At 51.5% G+C, this 20,063-nt stretch carries 21 protein-coding genes and 1 pseudogene; 15 read left to right on the top strand and 7 right to left on the bottom strand.

From position 1 onward, the window contains the following. The 3 genes from FKP33_RS21565 to FKP33_RS21555 all read left to right on the top strand — a co-directional run. Positions 1-380: c-type cytochrome (locus tag FKP33_RS21565; RefSeq protein ID WP_141336327.1), on the top strand; the 380-nt coding region annotated here is incomplete at its 5' end. Positions 381-453: 73 nt separating this feature from the next. Continuing rightward, positions 454-1,026 (top strand): tRNA 5-(aminomethyl)-2-thiouridylate-methyltransferase MnmM, encoded by a 573-nt coding sequence (gene mnmM / locus FKP33_RS21560; protein WP_127610539.1) that lies wholly within the window; start codon positions 454-456, stop codon positions 1,024-1,026. Between the two features lie 156 nt (positions 1,027-1,182). Beyond that, positions 1,183-2,148, top strand: coding sequence for a type I phosphomannose isomerase catalytic subunit (locus FKP33_RS21555; RefSeq protein ID WP_127610537.1), 966 nt, complete (start codon positions 1,183-1,185; stop codon positions 2,146-2,148). 148 nt (positions 2,149-2,296) lie between these two features. On the opposite strand, the gene FKP33_RS21550 is transcribed toward FKP33_RS21555, so the two are convergent. After that, positions 2,297-4,063 (bottom strand): B12-binding domain-containing radical SAM protein, encoded by a 1,767-nt coding sequence (locus tag FKP33_RS21550; protein ID WP_127610535.1) that lies wholly within the window; start codon positions 4,061-4,063, stop codon positions 2,297-2,299. 348 nt (positions 4,064-4,411) lie between these two features. Here FKP33_RS21550 and FKP33_RS21545 point away from each other — a divergent pair. Continuing rightward, positions 4,412-5,568: pseudogene (locus FKP33_RS21545) on the top strand (IS110 family RNA-guided transposase). A gap of 178 nt (positions 5,569-5,746) precedes the next feature. Here the strand turns inward: FKP33_RS21545 and FKP33_RS21540 are convergent. The 4 genes from FKP33_RS21540 to FKP33_RS21525 all read right to left on the bottom strand — a co-directional run bounded on the left by FKP33_RS21540 (position 5,747) and on the right by FKP33_RS21525 (position 9,205). Continuing rightward, positions 5,747-5,977: a DUF2789 family protein gene (locus FKP33_RS21540; RefSeq protein ID WP_054796892.1), complete on the bottom strand. Its 231-nt coding sequence runs from the start codon at positions 5,975-5,977 to the stop codon at positions 5,747-5,749. 286 nt (positions 5,978-6,263) lie between these two features. Further along, on the bottom strand, positions 6,264-7,166 hold the full coding sequence (locus FKP33_RS21535; protein ID WP_127610533.1) for a glycine betaine ABC transporter substrate-binding protein: 903 nt from the start codon (positions 7,164-7,166) through the stop codon (positions 6,264-6,266). Position 7,167: 1 nt separating this feature from the next. Then, a complete protein-coding gene (locus FKP33_RS21530; protein ID WP_054796891.1) occupies positions 7,168-8,010 on the bottom strand; it encodes an ABC transporter permease in 843 nt (280 codons plus the stop codon). After that, entirely contained in the window at positions 7,997-9,205 is a 1,209-nt protein-coding gene (locus FKP33_RS21525) for a quaternary amine ABC transporter ATP-binding protein (RefSeq protein WP_127610531.1), read from the bottom strand. Before FKP33_RS21525 ends, FKP33_RS21530 begins: the two co-directional genes overlap by 14 nt. Before the next feature lie 259 nt (positions 9,206-9,464). Between FKP33_RS21525 and FKP33_RS21520 the strand changes: the two genes are divergently transcribed. After that, a complete protein-coding gene (locus FKP33_RS21520; RefSeq protein WP_236595766.1) occupies positions 9,465-10,040 on the top strand; it encodes a GbsR/MarR family transcriptional regulator in 576 nt (191 codons plus the stop codon). Between the two features lie 68 nt (positions 10,041-10,108). On the opposite strand, the gene FKP33_RS21515 is transcribed toward FKP33_RS21520, so the two are convergent. Beyond that, positions 10,109-10,459, bottom strand: a complete 351-nt coding sequence (locus FKP33_RS21515; RefSeq protein WP_141336326.1) for a YuzC family spore coat inner layer protein — start codon at positions 10,457-10,459, stop codon at positions 10,109-10,111. 128 nt (positions 10,460-10,587) lie between these two features. Here FKP33_RS21515 and FKP33_RS21510 point away from each other — a divergent pair, with 128 nt between their 5' ends. The 5 genes from FKP33_RS21510 (at position 10,588) to FKP33_RS21485 (ending at position 14,808) form a co-directional block, all read left to right on the top strand. Further along, positions 10,588-11,163 carry a YitT family protein gene (locus tag FKP33_RS21510; protein ID WP_306439381.1) on the top strand — a complete coding sequence of 192 codons (576 nt, stop codon included), beginning with the start codon at positions 10,588-10,590 and terminating at the stop codon, positions 11,161-11,163. A 194-nt stretch (positions 11,164-11,357) separates the two neighbouring features. Then, positions 11,358-12,275, top strand: coding sequence for an RluA family pseudouridine synthase (locus FKP33_RS21505; RefSeq protein WP_230876388.1), 918 nt, complete (start codon positions 11,358-11,360; stop codon positions 12,273-12,275). A gap of 635 nt (positions 12,276-12,910) precedes the next feature. Next, complete coding sequence (locus FKP33_RS21495) at positions 12,911-13,087, top strand: helix-turn-helix transcriptional regulator (protein ID WP_127610508.1); 177 nt, start codon at positions 12,911-12,913, stop codon at positions 13,085-13,087. Between the two features lie 301 nt (positions 13,088-13,388). Further along, positions 13,389-14,375: a Gfo/Idh/MocA family protein gene (locus FKP33_RS21490; protein WP_141336324.1), complete on the top strand. Its 987-nt coding sequence runs from the start codon at positions 13,389-13,391 to the stop codon at positions 14,373-14,375. Between the two features lie 37 nt (positions 14,376-14,412). After that, positions 14,413-14,808, top strand: coding sequence for a hypothetical protein (locus FKP33_RS21485; RefSeq protein ID WP_141336323.1), 396 nt, complete (start codon positions 14,413-14,415; stop codon positions 14,806-14,808). A gap of 57 nt (positions 14,809-14,865) precedes the next feature. Here FKP33_RS21485 and FKP33_RS21480 read toward each other — a convergent pair whose 3' ends face one another. Beyond that, positions 14,866-15,228: a VOC family protein gene (locus tag FKP33_RS21480; protein ID WP_054796886.1), complete on the bottom strand. Its 363-nt coding sequence runs from the start codon at positions 15,226-15,228 to the stop codon at positions 14,866-14,868. 354 nt (positions 15,229-15,582) lie between these two features. Here FKP33_RS21480 and cls point away from each other — a divergent pair, with 354 nt between their 5' ends. The 5 genes from cls (at position 15,583) to FKP33_RS21455 (ending at position 19,994) form a co-directional block, all read left to right on the top strand. Further along, positions 15,583-17,028 carry a cardiolipin synthase gene (gene cls, locus FKP33_RS21475; protein WP_127610098.1) on the top strand — a complete coding sequence of 482 codons (1,446 nt, stop codon included), beginning with the start codon at positions 15,583-15,585 and terminating at the stop codon, positions 17,026-17,028. Between the two features lie 184 nt (positions 17,029-17,212). Further along, a complete protein-coding gene (locus FKP33_RS21470; protein WP_127610124.1) occupies positions 17,213-17,479 on the top strand; it encodes a metal-sensitive transcriptional regulator in 267 nt (88 codons plus the stop codon). Positions 17,480-17,639: 160 nt separating this feature from the next. Next, positions 17,640-17,969: a DUF1904 family protein gene (locus tag FKP33_RS21465; RefSeq protein WP_127610100.1), complete on the top strand. Its 330-nt coding sequence runs from the start codon at positions 17,640-17,642 to the stop codon at positions 17,967-17,969. Positions 17,970-18,062: 93 nt separating this feature from the next. Then, complete coding sequence (msrA, locus tag FKP33_RS21460; RefSeq protein ID WP_127610102.1) at positions 18,063-19,025, top strand: peptide-methionine (S)-S-oxide reductase MsrA; 963 nt, start codon at positions 18,063-18,065, stop codon at positions 19,023-19,025. A gap of 21 nt (positions 19,026-19,046) precedes the next feature. Further along, on the top strand, positions 19,047-19,994 hold the full coding sequence (locus FKP33_RS21455) for an alpha/beta hydrolase (protein WP_230876374.1): 948 nt from the start codon (positions 19,047-19,049) through the stop codon (positions 19,992-19,994). Positions 19,995-20,063: the final 69 nt, after the last annotated feature.

Below are 20,063 nucleotides of genomic sequence, written 5' to 3'. Positions count from 1 at the left end.
CGGCCGAGCCGCAGCGAGCGCCGGTTGCGCCAGGCAAGGTGACGGCGCCGGCGGTAGCAACCTCGGAGCCGGAACCCGGCTCCGGCAGCAGCGGCTTCGCCGCCCCGGCGAAGCCGAGCGAGCCCGCGATGGCGGAGCCCGCGGCTGCCGATGTGTCGGCGCAGGCCCAGCCGCTCTACAAAGATAATTGCCTCGCCTGCCACGGCGATCAATTGCAAGGAAGCGTCGGCCCCAGCCTGTCGAAGGTCGGCGGACGGAAATCGAAAGCGCAGCTCGTGGAACAGATTCGAGAAGGCAGCAGCGATATGCCCGGCTTCAAGGAAACCTTAAGCGAAGAAGAAGTGGAAACGTTGGCCGCTTGGCTGACCGTGAAGAAATAAGTGAAGAAATAAGCGACTATACTTAAGAACTTGTACGACTGAACACTGATGCAGGAAAGGAAGTCGTTCGTCCTTGGGATTCATCTCTATTCTTAGTTTCGCGCATAAATTAATGGAAGAACGCGTACAGGCCGGCGAAACGGTCATCGATGCCACCGCCGGCAACGGCGTGGACACGGTGTTTCTGGCCAAGCAAGTCGGCACGGGGGGCATCGTGTACGCCTTCGATATTCAAGAAACAGCGATCGCATGCACCGCGGCACGCTGCGCGCAAGAAGTGCCGGGGCACCGGGTGGAGCTCGTTCTCCGCAGCCATGCGGAGCTGGCCGATGCCATTCCCGTAGAGCACCACGGACGGATCGCCGCCGTGGCGTTCAACCTCGGCTATTTGCCGGGACACGATCACGGCACCGTCACGCTGCCCGACTCCACGCTTGCCGCGCTGCAGGCTGCGGCCGGACTGCTGCGCCGCGGCGGCATCATCACGATCGTGCTGTACACGGGGCACCCGGGCGGACCGGAAGAAGCCGAAGCCGTGGAAGCTTGGGCGGCCGCCCTGCCGCAAGCGGACTACCAGGTGCTCACCTACCGATTCCTGAACCAACGCAACCGCCCGCCTTATGTCATCGCTATTGAAAAAAGATAGTGTTGTATACCCGAAACATCCCCTTTAGATCCAAAAGCGGGATGCTTTCTTTGTATAGACGGTCTCTCGCGCTATAGCGCATTCCCGCTTGAATTGATATAATTTTCAAGAAGTGAGAGGATTCAAGAGACACGAAAGTAGGGAGCGCGCAAAACCATGAAACCATACCCGTTGAAATGCAATCCGGAGTTTAAAGACAGAGTGTGGGGCGGGCGAGCCTTGGAGCAATTCGGCTTAGCGCTGCCCGAAGGTCCTATCGGCGAAGGCTGGATGATCGGCGATCACCCGAACGGCACGACAACGGTCGCGAACGGCGAGCTGGCCGGGCTCGGACTGGATCGAATTCGCGAGTTATACGGGAAAACGCTGTTCGGGAGCAAAGGCTTCTCCGAGAAAAACGGCCGCTTCCCGCTGCTGATCAAGCTGCTGGATTGTCAGGACGACTTGTCGGTGCAGGTTCATCCGAACGATCATTACGAGCGTCTGCCGCAAGGCGAACTCGGCAAAACCGAAATGTGGTACATCCTGGACGCCAAACCGGGCGCCAAAATCATATACGGCTTACAAGAAGGCGTCACCCGCGAACAGTTGGCGGCAGCGATTGCAGACAACCGGATCATGGACTGCCTCCATGAAATTTCCGTCGAAGCCGGGGACAGCTTCTACATTCCGGCCGGTACGGTGCACGCTCTCGGCGCCGGCGTACTGGTCGCGGAAATTCAGCAAAACTCCGACAGCACCTACCGGCTGTACGATTACGACCGGCTCGGATTGGACGGCAAGCCGCGCGAGCTGCATATTGAAGATTCGTTGAACGTTATCGCCTATGAAGGATCCGGCGCGACTTATATGAAGACGGAGCTGAGCGGACCGCAGCAATGGCTAACCCTCGTCCAATCCCCTTTCTTCATCACCGAAAAAGGCCGCGTCGAAGGCGAATGGAGCCTGCAAACCGTGCCGGACAGCTTCGTCATCCATATCGTCTGCGAAGGAACGGGCGCAATCCGCTGGGCAGACGGCGAACTCGCCGTGAAAGCCGGCGAATGCTTCTTGCTTCCGGCGAACTTGGGCAACTACGCACTCGCGGGCAGCATGACCGTGCTGCGCAGCTATTTGCCTTAAATTCAACCGTTCGGCTATGTGGGCCGGACGGTTTTTTTGTACCCTTGCGCCTTTACCGCCGTCGTTTCGCTGTTATCCGTTTGAGCGCATGAAAACCCAAAAAAGCGCCCCTGACAGGGCGCCTCTTGGCCTCTTGCGAACTTGCCGGTTAAGCCCCGGCCGGCTCCAGCGACAGCGTGAACGGCTGTGGCTTGAGCGACGCGTCCGGGGGAAAATAGACGATCAGCAGCTGATCGCTCGACCGGTCCAGCACGCCCTCTTGCAAATATCGGTCGAGGCGGAACGGCAGCACTTCAATCATGACGTGCTTGTGCAGCTCCTTCTCCCCGATTCCAAGCGCGGCGAATCGTGACGATACGGCCTCGGGACGCTCGGCGAGCGCCCGCAGATATTCCGCCTGCGCGGCTTTATCGAGCGAGAAATCCCACCAGATTTTTCGCGGCTTGTACTTGTGGTTCAGGAAATAATCGAGCTTCATCAGACCCTCGATCACCTCGAGTCCCTCCGTCCCCCGATGCTTCAGAAATGCATGCAGCCGGGTGAATAAATCCTCGAGCTGGTGGCCGATTTTTTGCCAGCCCCGCTCCTCCCAATAATCCCCGAACTCCTGGAAAAAATCGAAGGCGGACGTAAATTCCCGCTTAATCAAATAGTTCACCGTGTGATCCATCCGGTGAGCGTTCCAGTACTTCTCCAGCACGTCCTCCACCCGCTTGATCCGCACCAGGTCGGAGAACGGCAGGATGTTGTTGCCGAGAATTTCATACGGTGCGTGATCCATGTATTTGTAGCCGTATTTGTCGGCATCATGCCGCATCCCGGTGCCGCGCAGCATTTTCAAGAAGCCGAGCTGCAGCTCTTCCGGCCCGAGGGCAAATACGTCGTTGAATGTTTTGCGGAACGAATCGTAATCTTCCTCAGGCAGCCCCGCGATCAAATCGAGATGCTGATCGATTTTGCCGCTCTCCTTCACCTTCGTGACCGTGCGGGTCAGCTTGCTGAAATTTTGCCGGCGCTTGACGAGGCTGTTCGTCAGGTCATTGGTGGACTGCACGCCGATCTCGAAGCGGAAGACGCCCGGCGGCGCATGCTCCGCCAAATAATCAAGCACCTCGGGACGCATGATGTCAGCCGTAATCTCGAACTGGAAGACGCAGCCCTGATGATTGTGAATAAGAAACTCGAACATGTCCATCGCATAGTCGCGTTTAATATTAAACGTGCGATCGACGAATTTGATCAGCTTCGCTCCGGATTCAATCAAGTAAAGCAAATCGCTCTTCGTCCGTTCCACGTCAAAATAACGCACGCCGACTTCGATCGACGACAAACAGAACTGGCAGCTGAACGGACAGCCCCGGCTCGTCTCGAAATATACGACACGGTTCGCCAAGCTCGGCACATCCTCGGCAAACCGATGCGGCGTCGGGATCTGGTCGAGCGCCAGCTTCGGCCGCGGCGCATTCAGGATGACGCGGTCTTCTTTGCGATAAGCGAGGCCAAATACGCTGTAGAACGCGCGGTCCCCTTGAAGCTCCGTCAATAGATGGTGGAAGGTTTCCTCGCCTTCGCCCATGACGATATAATCGACTTCCGGCAGCCGTTTCATCCAATACTCCGTATCGTAAGAAACCTCCGGACCCCCGAGCACGATGACGACCTCCGGCATAATTTTCTTCAGCATGCCGATGACGACAATCGTCTCCTCGATGTTCCAGATGTAACAGGAAAAGCCGATGACCGCCGGTTCGCGCCGATACAGGTCCGAGACAATGTTCATCGCGGGATCTTTAATCGTGTACTCGGCGATTTGGATGTCCGGGAAGTCCTGCTGGCTGAACGATTTCAAGTACCTCAGGGCTAGTGACGTATGGATATATTTGGCGTTTAATGTGGATAATACAATGCTTTTCATGATATATACAGAACCTCTTTATTCTCGCGGACGAGTGGTGTAAAGTATCCTTATTCTACACGGAAACACGTATGAACACAAAAACATTCATGATTTCCTAATCGCAAACCGTTGATGAAAATTTACGCAAGTTTGGATATGGAAGTTACTTCCTATACTAATACCACCATGGTGAAGTAATACGTTGCTTTTTATGGTGGAGTTACCCCGTCACAAAAACTGTAAGGATCTGCTCTGAGAACAAACCGATGCTAGCCCTGAGAGCCCATTCAGTGACTGCGTACAGAAAAATGCTGTAGTTCGAGCTGATCCGTCACCATGATTCATGCGTATCGGAGGTTGTTTCATATGGAAGTACTTATTCCAAACTGTGCAGGGATGGATGTCCATCAGGAATCCATCGTGGTTTGCGCGATGCATACCAAGGATGATGGCTCTGTGGAAAGCGAAATTCGAACATTCGGAACACTAACAAAAAACCTGTTTGAATTGCTGGAGTGGTTAGAATCCAAATCCATATCCCATGTTGCCATGGAGAGTACAGGAATCTACTGGAAGCCGGTATATAACATTCTTGAGGGCTACTTTGATGTAACGCTTGCTAATGCTCAGCGAATAAAAAATGTCCCAGGGCGTAAAACCGATGTCTGTGATGCGGAATGGATCGCTAAATTGTTGAGAGTCGGCTTGATCGAGCGCAGTTTTGTACCATCGGAAGATTTGCGGGAACTGCGTGACCTATGTAGACTTCGTAAAAAACGCGTTGGCAATCTGACTGCTGAAAAGAACCGCATTCAAAAGTACCTTGAAGCTAGCAACGTCAAGTTGGGCACTGTCATTTCCGACGTATTTGGTGTATCTGGCCGAAACCTTTTACAACGACTCATCAAGCAAGGCTACATTGATGCACCCGATATCGACGATTGCGTGAAGGGTACCATACGAAACAAGAAGCAATTAGTAGCAGATTCTCTAGTGGGCACCATCACGACTCACCAAATGGAATTGATTCGGGATTGTTGGGAACATATCGCCTTTCTCGAGAAATCCATTGCGAGTTTGGAAGCTAAAATCGAATCGCACCTACAACCCTATCACGAAGAGTACGAATTGCTACAAACGATCCCTGGTGTTAGTGAAGCAACCGCCGCTTCGATTATTGCAGAGATTGGTGTGGACATGAACCAGTTCCCATCTGCTGAACAGCTATCGTCTTGGGCAGGTGTGGCGCCAGGAAATCATGAAAGTGCGGGTAAAAAAAAAGTACAAAGAGCGTAAAGGGAAACAGTCACGTGAAAGTTGCCTTATGCGAAGCGACTTGGGCAATCGCTCGTTCGAGGCACACCGAACTCTCCACGAAATTTTGGAAAATTGCATCCAGACGCGGCAAGAAAAAAGCATGCATAGCCATTGCACGAAAAATACTCATCATCTGTTACCACATGCTAAAGCAAAGACAGCCTTATATAGAGGGTGGTCGCAAGTATATTTCGCCAACAGGTTAACTTAATAGTATGACCAACTTCATTAAATCCTATACTTGGCGCAATCCGAGGTTGGGCCCCGGGCATCCTATTGTTCATTTTTTGCAAATCCTGCTACTTTTAGAAGACGATGTCCGACCAAACGTGGATTTTGATTTTCACAGAAAAAAAAGAAAATGGAACCCTTCGTCCATTTTCCTTATTCATACAAGCCGCCTCCCGGCTGCATCCAATCCGTATTCGGAGTTACCGCATCGAGCATAAATGCATCCTGCCCGGTTTCGGTCCAAATATTCGCTTGCGACATCAGCTGCTCTTCCACCAGCTCCTTCTGCGTAACGAGCGCATCCACGTCTCCGCCGCTTTGCTCGATCGTGTGCTGGAGCCGGTTTCGTTCCTCAAGCCGTTTGGCCATTTGATATAAAATCATAGTTGTTCCAACGTCCTTCCCTTTGTGAATACTTACCTTTATCATACAGCGCGAACATTAAGACAAGATTAGACGAATATCAACGTTTCGTTAAAATCTCTTTTTTCAGGGTATGCGGTATGGCATCTTATCTTTTGCAGGTTCACCAAAAAACATGCAAAAATTCCTCCCTAAGGAACATACCTTTCACACCGCAACCCGCAAAAAAGCGCTGCACCCAAATACATAGGGCAGCAGCGCTTGCTCCATCATCTTGTTCAATAGGCGCGAGGCGCGCAAGAGCCTTTTATTTCTTTTTCAAATCCTCTATGGAATCAATATTCATATAAGAAGGAACGACAAGGCCGATTTTCGTACCGTTCAAATTCGGGCCCAAATCTTCGAATTTGCCTTGATACTTGTCATAGTAATCTTTATGGGTGGTCGGCAGCCAGGCAGCTACAATGGCGTCGGCATCGCCGCCCGCAATTCCGGCCCACATCGGTCCGGCCTCCACCTGCAGCATTTCGACCTTATAACCTAACTTGCTTTCGAGCACTTGTTTCACAACATTCGTGCTTGCAATCTCGGAATCCCACGCTACATACGCAAGCTTAAGCGTCTTCCCTTCTGCCTTTGGAATATCTTTTACCCACTCGTCTACCTTCGCACCGTTGTCTTTAATCCAATCAGCAGCCGCTTGCTCCGGTTTTTTCCCCTCTTGTATGGCTACCATGACTTTCGCCATATCGTCGGGCGACCACTCGAACCTGTCCAGCAAAGCGTGAGCGGACGGATGATCATCTTTTAACCCGTTTCTTGCAATCGTATGAATTTGCTCATCGCCCCCGTACACGCCTTTAGGATCTGCTAAATATTTCAGCTCGTATTTGGCGAATTTCCAATGCGGGGTCCATCCTGTCACGATGATCGGTTTTTTATCTTTGTAAGCTTTATCCAACGCTGCGGCCATCGCTGCACCGGAGCCCTCCACAAGCTTCCAATCCTTCAAATCGTATTCCTTCAAAGCTTTTTCCGTAGACTTCATGAGACCTGCGCCGGGATCAATGCCGATGATTTGGTAGTCCACCTGATCCCCTATAAACTCGGAGGAAGCGGTCGACGATTCCTTCCCGCATCCCGTCAGGGCAACGACACTCGAAATGCCAATAACCGCAAGCACCTTCATTAATTTGGATGGATTCGACATATTACCCTCTCCTTTTCTGCTTTCTTTTGACCAAATGCTGCGATAATCGATCCAGCAAAATAGCAAGAATAACAATACATAAACCCGCTTCAAAACCTTGTCCGGTTTTAATTTGGGTAACTGCGCGATACACATCCGCACCAATCCCCTGCGCTCCAATCATCGAGGAAATAACAACCATCGATAGAGCCAGCATAATCGTTTGGTTGATACCGGCCATGATGGAGGGAACCGCGAGCGGCAGCTGAATCTTAAACAGCTTTTGATTAGGCGTTGATCCGAATGCTTCCCCGGCTTCTATTAAATCGTGCGGCACTTGGCGTATGCCCAAATTCGTCAGCCGAATCGTAGGCGGGACAGCGAAAATAACCGAAGCGATAACCCCCGGCACTACACCAAGACCGAAAAAGGTTACGGCCGGAATCAAATAAACGAATGCCGGCATGGTCTGCATGAAATCCAATACAGGCGTCAGCAGATTCTGAATCTTGTTATCCCGGGCACACAGAATGCCCAAGGGCACACCGAGGATAATGGAAATCGTGGCGGAAGTCATAACCAGTGCCAACGTATCCATGGTATGTTCCCAATAACCCAAATTATCGATTAAGAAGAGACCCAGCAAAGTAAATACAGCAAGAGAAGTGCTGGCAAACCAGTAGGCGACAGCGGCTAGAATGACCACCATCAATAATGAGGGCGGAAGCAGGAAAAGGAAGGAAAAAAAATCAACGATGCCTTCAATAACCGTGGAGAAGATATCAAACAGAACAGATAATCTGTCCTCCAAACCGTTGACGATGCTTTCAATCCATTCATCCAGCGGCAGCTTAGGTATGGTCATTCGCGCTTACCTCCTTCGGCAAAGCGTGGCCTGCCAACGCCCCAAGAACAGCGCCGCGAACAATGACCCCCATAATCCGGCCCGCTTCATTCACCACGCCTACGGGGTATTTGGACGTTCCGCATATATCGAACAAATCGTTAAGCAAGACATCGGGCGCAACTGTAGGCGTGTCCCTGATGACGATATCCTCCAGGCTTTTGCCTTCGCGCACCGCTTCCGATGCATGCTCTGCGGTAATGACGCCCAGCAGCCTCTTGCTTCGGTCCACGACAAAAAGATTCGATATGCCGCTCTCTCGCATTAATTGCAAAGCAACCCTCGGCCCCCGGTCCAGGCCGATAGTCTCCGGTCTTCGCATCACATGGGATGCCGTAAGAACTTTGGACAAATCCACATCCTCGACAAACCGTTCCACGTATTCATTCGCGGGATTGATCATGATTTCTTCAGGTGAGCCGATTTGTACAACCGCCCCGTCCTTCATTAACGCTATACGATCACCGATACGAAGCGCTTCATCCAGATCATGTGTAATGAAAATAATCGTTTTTTTCATTTTTTCCTGTAAATCGAGCAGCTCATCCTGCATGTCTTTACGAATGAGCGGATCAAGCGCACTGAATGCTTCATCCATTAGCAAAATATCCGGATCATTAGCCAAAGCTCTGGCAAGACCGACACGCTGCTGCATACCGCCGCTCAACTGATCCGGATAGCTATTGGCCCATGACTGGAGTCCAACCAGCTGCAAAGCTTCCGAGGCCTTTTTTTGTCGTTCCGTTTTCTCTATCCCCTGAACCTCTAATCCAAACTCTACATTTTCAAGTACAGTCCGGTGCGGAAACAGCGCGAACTTCTGAAAAACCATGCTTATTTGATTTCGCCTAACCTGTCTAAGCTGTTCTTGATTCATCTTCATGATATCTTTGCCTTGAATAAGGATACGGCCTTGTGTCGGTTCGATAAGCCGATTCAACAACCGGACTAACGTTGATTTACCGCTTCCCGACAATCCCATAATGACGAAGATTTCGCCCGGTTGGACGGAGAAATGAACCCGATTTACGCCTACCGTATGCCGCGTTTCTTTGTATATTTTTTCTTTGCTCCAACCCTGATCGAGATACGTCAATACGCTTTGCGGATCGTTTCCAAACACTTTAGTCAGGTCTGTAACTTCAATGATAGCCAAGGTGACACCCCCATTCCAATTCATTTCCAGTTCTGTACCAAGTCTAATGCAAAAATAAAGCCAGTGTCAACCGTTATATTCGTTTATATAGTTTGTTCTGTAATAACTGTACAAATGGTTTGCTCTAAGTTTCTCCCTTTTCCTCCCGTATCCTTTTCAATCCCATCCTTTACTTTGTAATCATTGTTTCTTACAATAAGGCTACAATCAGAGTCAGCATTCAGCTTGGATGGACACCGACAGAGGAGTGGGTGAAGTGATTAACGAATTGACTGGCATCTCTGCAGCGCATGAACAGTCGATTCAAAAAGCGCGCAAACGCATTATTGAATCAATCGGCAAAAATATGGATTTATACGGAATTACTCTTTCTACCGGATTACTCTACGGGTTAATGTTTTTTCAGAATAAACCGATGACCCTCGACGAAATGGGAGAGGCCATGGAAATGAGCAAAACCAGCATGAGTACAGGAATTCGCACGCTGGTCGATCTCAATATGGTCAATAAAGTTTGGGAAAAAGGCTCGCGGAAAGACCAGTATGAAGTGGAAAGAGACTGGCATCAAACCTTTGCCGACTTTTTCGTTATTAAATGGCGCAAAGCTGTGGAACTGAATCTTCTTGCTCTCCGAAAGTCGCTTTCGGAATTAAACGAGCTGTCGGCCAAACATCCGGAGGAAGAGGTTTTGCAGGACTATCTCCGATCGGATATCGAGAAAATCAATCAAGCCATCGCTTATTATCTGTGGCTCGACCGTCTGATCGACACGATGGAATCGGGGGATATTTACCAATTGGTTCCTAAGGAACACGTTCCGGATAAACACATGTAATTAAAGAAAAAAAAGCGTTGCTCCCTATCCAAAGGAGCAGCGCTTTTTTGTATTTGACTTGCAAGCACTCACCAGCATAAGCCCAGTTCAATACTGAAGCAGACTTGAGCATTCCGGGGGAGTAAGGTCACATGGATGCCAGTCGGATTATAACGTACTTTAAAGGGAGCATGTACCCCAACAGACTGAATTAACGCACGGACCTTGTCCGTTTGGCTTGCTTGACTTGCATCCATTACTTTCTTGGCGAATCCCTCTTGATATACAATGGCATGCAGCAAGGCATGAAGCTCCTGGGTCGGAGTTATAAAGCTTTGTGCCGATTGCTGAAAGTGTTGTACGTTGGGCGGCCTAAAAGCAAACGGAGGTCTGTGAACAGCATAGCCAGGGCTATAGACATGTGGATTGAACCCATCCATTTTGAATTCCCCTTCACCGAGTATAGCTCAATATACGTGTGAGCTGCGGGAAGTGTTACTGGGAACTGGGATTGTTTTCCTGGAAATTGCATATAAATCAGACATGCCTGATCTGGGAGCTGGTTTGTTTGTCTGCACAAAAAATTTCCGCTTTACTTTTCGGAAGTGTACTGATTTCAATCGGCATTAACTTTTTTCTGATGCCTTTTATGGTGTTGGATGGCGGACTCATTGGAATTGCCCTCATTATTAACTACTTGTCCGGCGCCAAAGTGGGGGTTGTTATGTTCATGTGCAGCATCCCCATTTTTGTATTAGCCTGGTTTTATTACCGCGAAATATTTTATACCAGCCTCTACGGCCTATTGGTATCGTCTATTTTTATCGATTTGCTGGCTCCGCTTCATTATCATTTCCTGTACTATATTAAGTTGACATCTTTCAGCAGCTCTGTGATCGGCGGGTTTATCGTAGGAACCGGAATCGGAATCATGTTGAGGAACGGGATCAGCACCGGGGGAACGGATTTGCTCGCACAGTATTTTTCGAAGCTGGTTTCTTTAAATGTAGGCGTCCTTATTTTTATTGTCGATGGCCTGATTATTTGCCTTGGAGGACTGCTGCTGTCGGCCGAAACGTTCCTGCTGTCTATTCTGACCATTACCGCGGGCGGGGTAGCGACCAGTTTTTGTACGCTGAAATGAAGAGTTCCTCGGGCCTGCTTCAGATGCACATTCCAAAATCCGGTCGCCGGCGCGCATTTCATTTCGCAAACGAACGGGGTCATGATATAGTAGTAGCAACCATGACACGAAACGGAGCGAATGGCATGAATAGAAAGACAACGCCTCCGAAAGTCGCAGCGTCCCCGCAAGCGGTGGACAAGGAGGTATCCCGCATGAGCAAGAGACAGAAGCATTCAGACGGAAGCCAGGCTAAAACCAAAGTATACACCGTCAAAGAACCGGCAGAGCTGCTGCCTTTTTTATTGAAGATATCCCATCTCGGCCGCAATTCCGTTAAATCTTTGCTCGCTCGCGGCCAAATATCGGTTGACGGTCAGGTCGTGACGGCCTACAATTTCCCGCTTCGCCCCGAACAAACCGTAACGATTCGAAAGGATAGGCTGCCGGAAAAACCAGCCATCATCGGGCTTACCATTATGCACGAGGATGAGGATATCATCGTGATTCAGAAGGAGGCCGGTTTGCTGTCGATTGCTTCTCCCCAAGAGATCGAAATGACCGCCTATCGGCAGCTCATGACCCACGTTCGTACGGACAATCCCAAAAATCGAATATTTATTGTGCATCGGTTAGACCGGGATACTTCCGGCGTCATGATGTTCGCCAAAAGCGAGCATGTTCAGCAGCTTCTTCAAAACTCGTGGCAGGATATGGTCCAGGAGCGCACCTACATTGCCCTTGTAGAAGGAGCGGTAAAGAAAACGGAAGGCACCGTTTCGTCGTGGTTGAAAGAAAGCAGCACATTAAAAATGTACTCCAGTCCTGTTCCTAATGACGGACAATACGCTGTGACCCACTACAAAGTGCTGCAATCCAACCGAAACTTTTCCTTACTGGAGGTCCATCTCGAAACGGGACGAAAAAACCAAATTCGTGTCCACATGCAGGATATCGGGCATCCCATCGTAGGCGATAAAAAATATGGCTCAAAATCAAAAGCGATCGGGCGACTCGGACTTCACGCACGGGTATTAGCTTTCCTCCATCCCACCAAGGGTGAACCGATGCGATTTGAAACAGACATCCCCAAGGCATTTCTAAGTCCTTTCCGAAACGCTTCTCCCCAGTAACTGCAACGCAGCTGGAGGATTCAGGCCCGCAGCAGCTAAAAGAAGGACGCTTATGCGTCCTTCCGGCCTTTGTATTACTGGTTGATCACCAAGATGTCAGCAGGCAGATTTCCCGTCCTCCGAAGGAATTGAATCTCGTTATTCGTAAGTCTGCGGCCAACCAGAATGAACGAGGATGTTACATTGTTAAAATTAAAATTTCTTAAGTCCGCTACGTTCTGGGATCCCCGAAATACGCGGAACGCCCCTCGGAAGTTTGTGCGCGAGAACAAAATAAGCGTGACTTGTCTCGGAATCGCGATATTTCGGAGTCGGAAGCTGGACAGGACATTGTTAAAACGGAATGCTCCCAAATCTCGAACCGCCACGCCTCCGCGCCTAAAGTCGATGCGTCGCCCAGTAAAGTTAAAGCCCGAGAAAAGAGAAAGTCTAACAAACCTATTGGCCATTAAATTGGATCACCTCTTTTGTAAGATGGTATCAATATATGACCATCCACTTCGGTTGGCTTAGACCTTTGTGACGCTCAAATCGTTATTTTTTATACTTATTGTCTATATTGGAAGTAAAAGTGAATCGTTCATGGCGAGGATAACGGTTCTCCATAACGAACCTTTCCGCCCTTGCTGTAAAACATGTTTGACACACCAATTTCACAAGGACGATTAGCTGAACTGTGCGCGGTTAGCCGTCAGACGATCAACGCTATTGAAAACAACAAATACGACCCGAGCCTGCAGCTTGCTTTTGATCTTGCCAAACATTTAGGAGTTACGGTAGATGAATTATTTTTCGCGGAGGGAAAGAACTAATCATGCATACTCGAAAAATCGTCGCCATGATCACGGGGATCGCTGCCTTGGTTGTGATTTGCCATCTATAAAATTAAAGCCGGTCAAGAAGTCGGCTTTGTTGAAGTTATCACCATCGGCAGTTTGTTCATAATATTTTTTTCCGCTTTGACCTGGGGGACGAAGCACGGGCAGGACGGCATCTTGCAGGAGGAAGAGCTTGGCCGGCGAATAACGGAAAAGAGCGCAAAAATCAGTTCGCGCAAAAGCTCGTGGCAGTCAGACTGACGATCGAAATCATAAGAAGAAAGAGGAATAACTGATGATTAGATTTGGCATTATCGGAACCAACTGGATTACCGAAGAGTTCCTGAAAGCGGCGCAAGCCGCCGAGCATTTTACGTTAACGGCGGTGTATTCGCGAACGGAGGAGCGGGCCCGCGAATTCGCCGCCAAGTGGGGAGCCGCCACCGTGTTTACCGATATCGAGGCGATGGCTGCAAGCGATTCGATCGATGCCGTCTATATCGCGAGCCCGAATTCGTTCCACGCTAAGCAAGCGATCGTCCTTATGGACGGCGGCAAGCATGTCCTGTGCGAGAAGCCGATCGCCTCCAATGCGAAGGAGCTCGAAGCGATGATCGCAGCGGCACAGCGGAGCGGCATCGTTCTGATGGAAGCGTTGAAAACTACGCTGCTTCCGAATTTCTCCGCGATTCGCGCCAACGTATCCAAAATCGGACAAGTCCGCCGTTATTTTGCAAGCTACTGCCAATATTCATCCCGTTATGACGCTTACCGGAACGGAACCGTCCTGAACGCGTTCAATCCGACCTTCTCCAACGGAGCTTTAATGGATTTGGGAATTTATTGCCTGTATCCGTTGGTCGCCCTCTTCGGCGCTCCGAAGAGCATTCAAGCAACCGGCGTGATGCTGGACTCCGGCGTCGACGGCGCGGGCAGCATTCTGCTCTCGTACCCGGACATGGACGCGGTGGTCATGTACTCCAAGATCACCAGCTCTGCACTGCCCTCCGAAATACACGGCGAAGACGGCAGTCTGGTGATCGACAAGATCAACCAACCCGAGAAGGTGGAGCTCCGCTACCGGAACGGCCTGATCGAAGACGTGACGCGCCCCTCAGCGCAGCATACGATGTTCTACGAGATCGAGGAATTTATCCGGCTCATTCGCAGCGGTGAGCGCGAGTCTGCAATCAACTCCCATGCCGTTTCCTTGGCCGCGATGCGAATCATGGACGAGGCAAGGGCGCAAATCGGGCTCGTGTACCCGGCCGATATCGAGTAAACAAATAGCAAGAAATATCGATGAGAGGATGAATCGTGTGGGTCTTGTCAAAAAGCTGTTGATTAAACCCGGCCACCGGATCGCCGTCGTGAACGCGCCGGACGGGTTTGCTTTACCCGCGGAGGAATTGCCGGATGACGCGGAGGTCATGGACGAGCTTGCCGGTGAAGCCGACTTGCTGTTGATGTTCGCCCGCAATCAGGCCGAGCTGCAGCGTCTCGCGCCGGACGTACTGCCGAAGCTGAAAGACGCCGCTATCTTCTGGGTCGCCTACCCGAAAAAAAGCTCGAAGCTGAAATCCGACATCACGCGTGACAGCGGCTGGGAAATTTTACAGCAAGCCGGTTACATCGGCGTCTCCTTGATCTCCATTGACGATACGTGGTCGGCGTTCCGCTTGCGTCAGGAGAAGTACGTGAAATCATCGGGCTAAACATCGGGAAATAAGCAACTGTTGTGTTGTTCTTATCCGTGGCGGACGGCGGCCGCATTACCCCCTCAACACGAACGAATGGCCGTCCTCGTCATGGAAAATAGCGAATGTGCCCCACTGCATCTTGTTCGGCTCCGCTTCAAAATGAACGCCGTTCGCTTTCATCGCCTGATACGTCGCATCGATGTCGGCGCATTCGAATACGAGCGAAGGCTTCAGCTCCTGCCAGTTTTTCATCATCGTCCGCGGGTATATAACCAGCGCCGTTTCCGCTCCTTTCGGCGCTACTTCAAGCCAGCTGCCGCCCGGACCCATCGACATTTCGCGAACGAGCTCGAAGCCGACCTTTTCCGTCCAGAACGTCTTCGCTTTTTGCTGATCCTCTACATAAACGGCTGCTGTTGCAATTTTACGAATCATCGCGATTCCTCCCTTTATGGTGTCTGCATATCCCCACTCTATCACGGAACTACCTGCTCGTCTTGTATAAATACGACATCCTGCGTCTGCCGGATCGATCCAGCCTTCAGCATTCTTCCGACACATAGCTTGCCCCATAATGGATAATCATTTCCTGACACCCGTCCGGCCAAATAACTTTGCCGCCGTCCGTCTCACGATAATCCCGTTCCAAGTATCAGAAACATTTGATGAGCGGCTGGAAATCTTCATAACGCATCCGGCGTCGTTTCACTTTCGAATAAATTGTATTATTATGAGGAGTGGACATGTTTCACAGGCGTATATCATTCATAGTCGAGGGGCTGACCGCTCATGGATATTATCAAGAACGGGTATTCCGTCATTTCCATACTGAACGTCCTGCTGGCGATAGCCGTCATCTTTCTCGAGCGGCGCAACGTAGGCGTCACGTGGGCCTGGATGATGGTATTGCTCTTCCTGCCGGGCGTCGGCTTCATTCTGTACTTGATTCTCGGCCAAAACTTGAGCCGCCGGAAGATTTACCGATTGAAGGACGACAAACGGCGGATCGTCGATACGCTCGTCGAGCAGCAGAAGGAAGATTTGCGCATGAACCGGATTCCCTATCACGATCCGGACACCGCCGACTACCAGGATATGATTTATATGAATTTATCGAGCGCTTATGCGTTGTACACGCAGGATAACGAAGTGGAAATTTTCACCGACGGCAATGAGAAATTCGACGCGCTGCTGCGGGATATCCGGGAAGCGAAGGATCACGTGCATATCATGTACTTCATCATTCGCAATGACAGCCTGGGGCAAAGACTCGTGGATGCGCTGACGGAAAAAGCGCGGCAAGGCGTTCAAGTCCGCCTGCTCTATGACGATATCGGCTGCTCCTCGCTGCCGCGCCGCTTCTTTCACAACCTGCGAGAGGCCGGAGGCAGCGTTGCTGCCTTCTTCCCTTCCCGCATTCCTTATGTGAACCTGCGGGTCAACTACCGCAACCACCGCAAGCTCGTCATCATCGACGGACAGATCGGGTACGTCGGCGGTTTTAACGTCGGGAATGAATACCTCGGGCTGAGCCGACGGTTCGGCTATTGGCGGGACACACACCTGAAGCTGGCAGGCGGTTCGGTGCTCCACATGCAGGCGCTGTTCTTCCTCGATTGGGGAATTGCGACGGGCGATCAGGTGCTGATCGAACCGCGCTACTTCCCGCTAGGGCAGCATCCGGGCCGTGTCGGGATGCAGATCGTCTCCAGCGGGCCGGACTCGGAATGGCAGCAGATCAAGAACGCCTACCTCAAGATGATCGTCAACGCCAAGGAGCACATCTACATCCAGACCCCTTACTTCATTCCGGACGAAAGCCTCATCACCGCTTTGAAAATGGCAGCCCTCTCGGGGGTCGACGTCAAGATCATGATTCCGAGCAAGCCGGACCACAAGCTGGTTTATTGGGCGTCGTTCTCTTATATCGGCGAGCTGCTGCAATGCGGCGTGCAATGTTATCTGTATGAAAAAGGCTTCCTCCACGCCAAAACGATCGTGACCGACGGCAAAATCGCGACGGTCGGTACGGCCAACATCGACATCCGCAGCTTCAAGCTGAACTTCGAAGTGAACGCGTTCATCTACGATACCGAAACGGCGGTCAAACTGAAGGAGACGTTCGAGAACGACATGCTGCACAGCAGATGGCTGACTCTTACGGCCTACGAGAGGCGACCGCTGCTTCATAAGTTTCGCGAGCCTTGTGCGAGACTGCTTTCGCCGATATTGTAGGGCGTCATCGTATGGCCTGCGGCCAGAGCGGAACGATAAGGCGCTATTCAAAACAAGCCGCAGATGCGAAAGTAAACCTGTTTATTTAACGTGATGAAATTCCAGCCGCTCTATTGTGCAAACCAGACAAATCCGGCATAATAATACTTATACTGGCACAGGTTTGGGTCATAGGAGGATTGGGATCGCTATGAATTATGACGACGATCTGAAGAAGCGTATGCGGCGGCTGGAAGGACAAGTTCGCGGCGTATTAAATATGATGGAAGAAGAGAAGCATTGTAAGGAAGTTGTCGCTCAAATCTCTGCAATCCGAAACGCCGCCGATAAAGCTATTGCCTGCATCGTTGCCAAAAACCTGGAACAATGCATCCTCGACGAGAAGGAAACCGGCGGAGATACAAGCAAAGTAGTGGCGGAAGCCGTTCAACTTTTAATCAAAAGCAGATAAGCCAAGAGGCTGTCCTTCGGTCAACGGACCTTCGGAGAGCCTCTTCGCCTACATGCCATACTCCTACCCGAACTGCCGCTGCATCGCCGCCCATTGAGACGCTCCTCGCCTCTCTGTTACAATAGAAGGAATGCTACCACCTGACAAGGAGCGTGGACTCATGCCCCATCTTATCACACGCGGCATCCCTACGGAATTCGTACGCGCCATTAGCCGTCCGCTCGTCGACGAGCTGGCCCGCGTATGCGACTGCGGGACGGACAACTTTACGATCGAGTGTCTCCAGACGACCGGCGTCTTCGACGGCGAATTGGTGCCTTCGTTTCCATTCATCGAAGTCGCATGGTTCGAGCGCGGTCAAGAAGTTCGCGACCGTTTCGCCCAAGCGGTGGACGCCCATTTGAAGACCGTCGGTATCTCGGAGGCGGAAATCGCTTTTGTCGCCTATCAAGAAGACAGCTACTACGTCAACGGAAAGCGGTTCGGGTAATCGCCCCGTGCAGAGCTAACGGGTGAACCGTCTGACAGATTGAGCTATAATGGAAGGATTGAATAATCAATATCAACTGCGAGGTGAACGAACATGTTGTCAACCAAAACCGAACTGGCCACTTTCGCCGGCGGATGCTTCTGGTGCATGGTATCTCCGTTCGAGGAACGGCCGGGCATCGTCAGCATCGTTTCAGGCTATACCGGGGGCCACACGACAAACCCGACTTACCAGGAAGTGTGCACCGATACGACGGGCCATGCGGAAGCCGTGCAAATCACGTTCGAGCCCGACGTTTTTCCTTATGAAGAGCTGCTGGAGCTGTTCTGGCAGCAGATTGACCCGACAGATGCGGGCGGCCAGTTTTGCGACCGGGGCTCCTCGTATCGAACAGCCATCTTCTACCATACCGAAGCTCAGCGTCAAGCGGCCGAAGCGTCCAAACGGCAGCTGCAGGAGAGCGGCCGATTCGACCGCCCGATCGTGACGCCGATCGAGCCTGCCGGCACGTTCTATCCGGCGGAAGAATACCATCAGGACTACCACAAGAAAAATCCGCTGCGGTACAAGATGTACCGGCGCGGCTCCGGGCGCGACGATTTCCTGAAGACGCACTGGAGCACCGACCAGGATAAAGCCGACCTGCTAGAACGGCTCACCCCGATGCAGTGGAAGGTAACGCAGGAGAACGGCACCGAACCGGCCTTCCGCAACGAATACTGGGATAACCACCGCGAAGGCTTGTACGTCGATATCGTTTCCGGCGAACCGTTGTTCAGCTCGCGCGACAAGTTCGATTCCGCTTGCGGCTGGCCCAGCTTCTCGAAGCCGCTCTCGGGCGGGATAATCGAGGAAAAGCAAGATTACAGCCATTTCATGATCCGCACCGAGGTTCGCAGCCGCAAAGCGGATTCGCATCTCGGCCACGTGTTCAACGACGGACCCAGGGAGCTTGGCGGCCTGCGGTACTGCATTAATTCCGCTGCACTGCGCTTCATTCCGAAGGAGGATCTGGAGCGCGAAGGGTACGGCCGGTACAAGTCGTTGTTTGAGTAAGAAGGAAAGGGATAACGTACGTTGCTAAGCGCCTTGATCGTTATTATCGCATTTATGGTATTAGCCGACATCGCCGCCAGCTTTTACTTTTACAACAAGGCCGTAGTCCGCAACGCGAAAGCTTTTCTCGCCAAGACCCCGGATCTGAGATCCGATCAACCTTTTCTCGCTCCCGAAACTCAAGCCTGGATCGAGGCGCAGTCTTTTCGGGAGGTGGAGATTGTATCGGACGACGGGCTAAAGCTCCGCGGCTATTATTTGGAAGCCGGCGCGCCTGCAGCCCATACCGTGATTTTGGCACACGGCTATTCGGGCCATGCGAAGCAGATGGGTGCTTTCGCGAAATACTATCATGAGCAGCTCGGGTTTAACGTACTGATGCCCGATCATCGAGGCCATGGGCGCAGCGAAGGTAACGTCATCGGATTCGGGTGGCTGGAACGCCGGGATTACTTGAAATGGATCGATTACATCGTAGGGCATGCCGGGGATCGATCGGCTATTATACTGCACGGCGTATCGATGGGCGCAGCTACGGTGTTGATGGCCAGTGGAGAGCCGCTGCCCGATCAAGTGAAGGCGGTGATCGCCGACAGCTCGTATACGTCCGCCAAAGACGAGCTTGGCTACCAACTGCAGCGCATGTATCGTCTGCCCCGTTTCCCGTTGCTCCAGAGTACCAGTCTTCTGACGAAAATACGAGCAGGTTATGCCTTCGACGAAGCTTCCGCGCTCGTTCAGGTGCGCAAAGCGAGGGTGCCGATTCTGTTCATCCATGGAGCCGCGGATAGGTTCGTTCCCTGCGAGATGGTTCACACTTTATACGAGAACTGCCGCAGCGAGAAGGATCTGCTCATCGTCGAGAACGCCGGTCACGGCAAATCTTACCAGGTCGATCAGACGACTTATCAGCGCACAATGACTGCATTTATCGGCAAATATATGCGGACCGAGGCCGCAGTGCTCTGATTCATCCGCTAACAGACAAAGACCCGTTCGCGCCTGTACAAACGCGAATGGGTCTTTGTCTTGGAATGA

This window comes from Paenibacillus sp. tmac-D7 (assembly GCF_006519665.1).
In the GTDB taxonomy this organism is placed as follows: Bacteria; Bacillota; Bacilli; order Paenibacillales; family NBRC-103111; genus Paenibacillus_G; species Paenibacillus_G validus.
This window is presented reverse-complemented; position numbering and strand designations above follow the sequence as displayed.